Here is a 5,793-nt window from a genome sequence, read left to right on the forward strand (position 1 = left end):
CGCCGGACCCCCGCCGCGGCGGCGCGCTCGGCCGCCGCGACCACCGTCGCGGTCACCTCGGCCACCACATCGGCGTAGCGCACGCGGTGCGGCCTGGTCCGTGGCACGGCGCCGCCGGTGTGGCTGCACACGATGCCGGCGCCCAGCTCGGCCGCCACGTGCACCAGCTCCGGGTCGGCGCCCGCCCAGGTGTCGTTGATCAGGTCGGCGCCCGCCGCGACGGCCGCGCGGGCGACGCCGCCGCGCCAGGTGTCCACACTGATCAACAGGTCGGGATACTTCGCGCGGATCGCCGCGACGAACGGCACCACCCGCCGCGTTTCCTCGGCCGCGTCGACCGTCTCGCCGGGACCCGCCTTCACCCCACCGATATCGACCAGATCGGCGCCCTCGTCGACCGCCCGCGCCACCCGTTCCATCGCGGCCGCGTCGCTGAAGGTGGCGCCGCGGTCGTAGAAGGAGTCGGGGGTGCGGTTCACGATCGCCATCACGAGCGCGCGATCGGTGGCGACCGGACGCCCACAGAAGGTCGGCGTGACGCCCACCGCCGACGTCTCGGCACCGCGGCTGCTGGTGATCGAGGCAGGCGGTGGTGCGGCGGGCCGTGGTTCGGGCGCGCCAGGCGAGTTACCGATGTTCATGCGGAATCAGACGTTACCTTGCTAGCGCGGCGCCTGACCGGCCGCGACGTCGGCGGCGTAGCCGTCGTAGGCGGGGACGTACCCCGTGTCCGGGCCGGCGAGTACGTAGAGCTCGCTCTCGCTGTCGGGTTCGTAGCCCTGCTTGCGCAGCTCCACCTTGCGGCTCTTGAACGTCGAGGTCTGCTCCAGTTCGGCGACGACCCGCACGAACAGGGGGATGGCGTACACCGGCAGCCGCCGGTAGACGGTGGCGGCGAGGGCCTTGCCGTCGAATTCGGCGTCCGGGTGCAGGGTGACCGCGGCCATGCCCGCCTTGCCGTCGGTGCCGGGGATGTCGACGCCGTAGACGACGGCCTGCTCGATGCTCGGATCGTGGTCGATGGCCGCCTCGACCTCGGTGGTCGCGACGTTCTCACCCTTCCAGCGGAAGGTGTCACCGAGCCGGTCGACGAAGGCGATGTGCCAGAAGTGCTGGTCGCGGACCAGATCGCCGGTGTCGAACCAGCAGTCGCCCTTCTTGAAGCCGTCGCGCACCAGCTTGGCCTCGGAGGCCTTCTTGTCGGTGTAGCCGTCGAAGGGCTGCCGGTCGTTGACCTTGGCCAGCAGGAGCCCGACCCCGCCGGAGCGCACCTTGCGCAGCTTGCCGTCGGCGCCGCGGCGGGGCTTGCCGGTCTCGTCGTCGTACTCGACGACGGCGTAGGGCAGCGGCCCGAAGCCCGCGGTGCGGTCGACGCCGAACGCGTTGACGAAGGCCAGCGGCGCCTCGCTGGACCCGTAGAACTCCACCACCCGGCCGATGCCGAACCGGCTGCGGAACTCGTCCCACAGTTCGGGGCGCAGCCCGTTGCCGACGGCGAGCCGGACCCGGTTGCCGCGTTCGGCGGGCCGCACGGGCTGGTTGAGCAGGTACCGGCACAGTTCGCCGATGTAGATGAACGCGGTGGCGCGTTCGCGGTCGATCTCGTCCCAGAACTTCGACGCCGAGAACTTGCGGCTGAGCACATAGGTCGCCTCGCCGGACAGCACCGCCGACAGCGCGACCGTGAGCGCGTTGTTGTGGTAGAGCGGCAGGCAGCAGTACAGGGCGTCGTTGCCGCGCAACCGGATTCCGAGCCCGCCCAGGCCCGCCATGCTCTTGGTCCAGCGATGGTGGGTCATCACGCTGGCCTTGGGCATGCCGGTCGTGCCGGAGGTGAAGATCAGGAACGCCCGCTCCCCCGCGGTGACCCGCGCGCACACGGCGGGGTCGGCATCCGGTGCGGTGCGGGCGGATTCGGCCAGTTCCTCGGCGGCCAGCACGTTCTCCGCCGGTGCCGACAGCGAGTCCAGCGCCTCGGCGCACTCGGCGCCCGCCACCAGCAGCACGCTGTCGAGCAGGCCGATGCTGTGCGCGAGCACGTCGTCACGCTGGTTGTAGTTGAGCAGGCCGACGGTGCCGCCCAGCTTGAGCACGGCCAGCACGGTGAACAGGGTCTCGGGCCGGTTGGTCATCAGCACGCCGACCACCTGGCCGCGCCGCACGCCACGCTCGGAAAGCACTGCCGCGTACCGGTTCACCTCGCTGTTGGCGGCGCGGTAGGTGTAGGCGCGGCCCTCGAAACGCAGGAACTGGCGGTCGGGCCTGCGGTGCGCGACCCGCTGGAAGTACAGGCCGATGGAAGCCTTGTCCTTGGGCCCCACCAGCATTCCGCGCGCGTTGCGCAGCATGCCGGGCGCGTCCAGCGCCATGCCGGGCAGGGCCTTGGCGAGGTCGAACACGCTGACGGTCGAGCGGGCGTCGTTGCTCACGTCGAAATACTCCTAGCCTCGGGTCGCGGCCGGTTCGAGTGCGGCGAAGGCCGCGGGCAGGTCGGTGGCGACGATGATGCGGTCGAGCGCGGGGCCGGGCACCATCCCCCGGTCGGACAGTTCGCCGATCCAGCGGAACAGGCCGCTGTAGAAGCCGTCCGCGTCGAGCACCACCACGGGTTTGGTGTGTTCGCCGAGGTAGCCGCCGGTCCACGTCTCGAAGAACTCCTCGAGCGTGCCGATGCCGCCGGGCAGCGCGAGGAACGCGTCGGCGCGGTCCTCCATCAGCTTCTTGCGCTGGCGCATGGTGTCGGTGACGAGCAGTTCGTCGGAGTCGACATCGGCGACTTCTTTGTGCACCAAGTGTTTCGGGATCACGCCGATGGTGTGCGCGCCACCGGCGCGGGCGGCGGTGGCCACCGCGCCCATCATCGAGACGTGTCCGCCACCGGAGACCAGTTGCCAACCACGCCGGGCGATCTCGGTGCCGGTGCGCGCGGCCAGGCTCAGCAGCTCGGGGTCGGTGGTGCTGGCGGAGCAGTAGACGCAGACGGAGTAGCTCACCACTTGTCCTCGGTGCCGAGCCGCTCGATGTCGGCGTGCTCGCCGGTGGCGCCCTTGATGATCGCCACCACCTCCTCGACGCTGTCGGTGAGCTGGATGAGATCGAGGTCCTCGGGCGAGATCTTGCCCGCCGCGGCCATCGAATCACGCAACCAGTCGACCAGCCCGGACCAGTACGCGGTGCCGAACAGGATGATCGGGAAGCGGGTGATCTTGCGGGTCTGCACCAGGGTCATCGCCTCGAACAGCTCGTCGAGGGTGCCGAAACCGCCGGGCAGGCAGACGAAGGCCTGCGAGTACTTCACGAACATCGTCTTGCGGACGAAGAAGTACCGGAAGTTGATGCCGAGGTCGACCCAGTCGTTGAGACCCTGCTCGAACGGCAGCTCGATGCCGAGCCCGATCGAATAGCCGCCCGCCTCCGAGGAACCGCGGTTGGCCGCCTCCATCGCGCCGGGACCACCGCCGGTGATCACGGCGAAGCCCGCCTCGCTGAGCGCGGCGCCGAGCGCCCGGCCCGCCGCGTACTCGGGATGGTCGACCGCCGTGCGCGCCGAACCGAACACGGTGACCGCGGGCGGCACCTCGGCCAGGGCGCCGAAGCCCTCGACGAACTCGGCCTGGATCCGCAGCACCCGCCACGGGTCGGTGTGCACCCAGTCGCTGTCCTGCCGGGAATCGAGCAGATTTCGATCCGCGGTCCGCACGCCCGGCTTGCGATCGCGCCGGAACATCACCGGCCCCCGGAATTTCGCCGTCGGTTTGACCTTCCCAGCCTGGTCAGCGGAATCGGTAGACATGCCCACCACGCTACTGTGCCCGATTTACCGACAGCCGTCAGCTGGCTGACAGGTAGGTGCGCAGCATCGCGGTGACGGCCGTGATCTGGGACAGCGGGACGTGCTCGTCGCGCTTGTGGGCGAGATTGGGGTCACCGGGCCCGAAGTTGACGGCCGGGATGCCGCGCGCGGCGAAGCGCGAGACGTCGGTCCAGCCGTACTTGGCGCGCACGCCACCGCCGCCGTGGGCGTTGACCGAGTCGATCAGGGTGCGCGCGGCGGGCGCGGTGAGCCCGGGCAGTGCGCCGGGCGAGGAGTCGGTGACGACGAAGTCGACGTCGAGGCCGGCGACGACCTCGCGCACATGGGCGACGGCCTGCTCGACGGTCCGGTCGGGTGCGAAACGGAAGTTCACATCCACCTCGGCGACATCGGGCACCACATTGCCCGCCACCCCGCCGGACACGCGCACGGCCGACAGGCCCTCGCGGTAGACACAGCCGTCGATGTCGACCTCGCGCGCCTCGTAGGCCGACAGCCGCGCCAGCACCGGAGCCAGGGCGTGGATCGCGTTCTCACCGAGCCAGGCCCGCGCCGAATGCGCGCGCACCCCCGAGGTGCTCAGCCGCACCCGCAGCGTGCCCTGGCAGCCCGCCTCGATCCAGCCGCCGGAGGGCTCGCCGAGCACGGCCAGATCACCCTCGAGCCATTCGGGCAATTCGCGTTCGATGTGGCCGAGGCCGTTGAATTCCGCGGCGATCTCCTCGCCGTCGTAGAAGATCAGCGTGAGGTCGTGCGCGGGGTCGGCGATGGTGGCGGCCAGATGCAGGAACACCGCGTCGCCGGATTTCATGTCGACGGTTCCGCAACCGAACAGCACCGGCTCGCCGTCGACCTGCGCGGGGCGGCTCGGGACGTTGTCGGCGATCGGCACGGTGTCCAGGTGGCCGGCCAGGATCACCCGGGTCGGCAGGCCGCGGTGGGTGCGCGCGAGCACCACATTGCCGTGCCGCAACACCTCGAAGCCGGTGGTCTGCTCCCGTAATGCCTGCTCGACCAGGTCCGCGATCTTGGCCTCGTCCCGCGACACGCTGGGCACGTCGACGAGGGCGGCCGTGAGCTGAATGGGGTCGGCATGCAAATCGAGAGTCACATCTCGACAGTAGTACGCGCCGCGCACCGGCTCGGTCGTTCGCCGGACGGCGCGCCATCGCGAAGCATCCGAACAGCAAATATTACGATTGTTTGACGATGAACCCCCTTGCGCGGCAGCGAATTTCCGTCGCGCTAGCGTTCTCGCGCTGCCCATTTCCGAGGGCACGCGAAACGAAGGGGATTCACGGAAATGAAGTTCGGAAAGATCACTACCGCTGCAATCATGGCGATCACCGCGATGGGGATTTCCGCGGCCACCGCCAACGGTCAGCCCGCCGTGGCGACCGAGCAGCCCGCTGTAGTGGCTTCGGGGGGCGCGACTTCGGGGACCAACAACGGCATCAACTACACCACCTCGGTGTCGCCCGCGGACAAGACCATCACCTGGGCCGTCGACAGCGGCCGGTTCGAGGTCGCGGCCGACGGCAGCGCCGTGCTGCTGAAGACCGCCGACGGCGTCACCGTCGACCAGGCGCCGCTGCGCTCCGAGGTCGCCGGCCTGCCGATCGCGGTGAACCAGCAGATCAGCGCGGACGGCAAGACCGTCGTGCTGGCCGCGTCGATGACGCAGGAGGACACCGCGAAGCTGCGGAGCATCGCGGGGGCCAAGGACATCAGCTCCTACGACCGGCTGATGGAGCAGGTCAACAAGAACCTGCCCGGCATCGTCATCGGTGGCGTCATCGGCGCGTTCATCCCGTTCCTGTGGCTGATCACCATCCCCGCCGGGATGCTGATCGGCGGCTACGTGATGGGTGGCCAGGAATTCCTGGACTCGGTGATCGCGTTCGCCACCGGTCAGCCCTGATCCGGTAGAGCGGCACCGCACGGGTGCGCGGGCGACTCTCGTCCGCGCACCCGTGCGC

6 protein-coding genes are annotated in these 5,793 nt (G+C 69.9%); 1 reads left to right on the forward strand and 5 read right to left on the reverse strand.

Going from position 1 to position 5,793, the window contains the following annotated elements; genetic code table 11:
• The 5 genes from folP to dapE form a co-directional block, all read right to left on the reverse strand.
• Nucleotides 1–641, reverse strand: a 641-nt coding sequence (gene folP / locus QH270_RS20930) for a dihydropteroate synthase (RefSeq protein ID WP_280345129.1), incomplete at its 3' end; no start/stop codon positions are given.
• A 21-nt stretch (nt 642–662) separates the two neighbouring features.
• Nucleotides 663–2,429, reverse strand: a complete 1,767-nt coding sequence (locus tag QH270_RS20935) for a long-chain-acyl-CoA synthetase (RefSeq protein WP_280345131.1) — start codon at nt 2,427–2,429, stop codon at nt 663–665.
• A 12-nt stretch (nt 2,430–2,441) separates the two neighbouring features.
• On the reverse strand, nt 2,442–2,993 hold the full coding sequence (locus tag QH270_RS20940) for a TIGR00730 family Rossman fold protein (protein WP_432420394.1): 552 nt from the start codon (nt 2,991–2,993) through the stop codon (nt 2,442–2,444).
• On the reverse strand, nt 2,990–3,793 hold the full coding sequence (locus tag QH270_RS20945; RefSeq protein ID WP_280345135.1) for a TIGR00730 family Rossman fold protein: 804 nt from the start codon (nt 3,791–3,793) through the stop codon (nt 2,990–2,992). Before QH270_RS20945 ends, QH270_RS20940 begins: the two co-directional genes overlap by 4 nt.
• Before the next feature lie 37 nt (nt 3,794–3,830).
• Nucleotides 3,831–4,925 (reverse strand): succinyl-diaminopimelate desuccinylase, encoded by a 1,095-nt coding sequence (gene dapE, locus QH270_RS20950; protein WP_280345137.1) that lies wholly within the window; start codon nt 4,923–4,925, stop codon nt 3,831–3,833.
• A gap of 225 nt (nt 4,926–5,150) precedes the next feature.
• Between dapE and QH270_RS20955 the strand changes: the two genes are divergently transcribed.
• On the forward strand, nt 5,151–5,735 hold the full coding sequence (locus tag QH270_RS20955) for a hypothetical protein (RefSeq protein WP_280345139.1): 585 nt from the start codon (nt 5,151–5,153) through the stop codon (nt 5,733–5,735).
• Nucleotides 5,736–5,793 lie beyond the last annotated feature (58 nt).

The organism is Nocardia neocaledoniensis, assembly GCF_029868625.1.
GTDB lineage: Bacteria > Actinomycetota > Actinomycetes > Mycobacteriales > Mycobacteriaceae > Nocardia > Nocardia neocaledoniensis_A.

What these genes read in the sequence shown, in the direction of transcription:
- QH270_RS20945 (WP_280345135.1), bottom strand. Translation starts at nt 3,793, where the DNA reads ATGTCTACCGATTCCGCTGACCAGGCTGGGAAGGTCAAACCGACGGCG.
- QH270_RS20955 (WP_280345139.1), top strand. Translation starts at nt 5,151, where the DNA reads ATGGCGATCACCGCGATGGGGATTTCCGCGGCCACCGCCAACGGTCAG.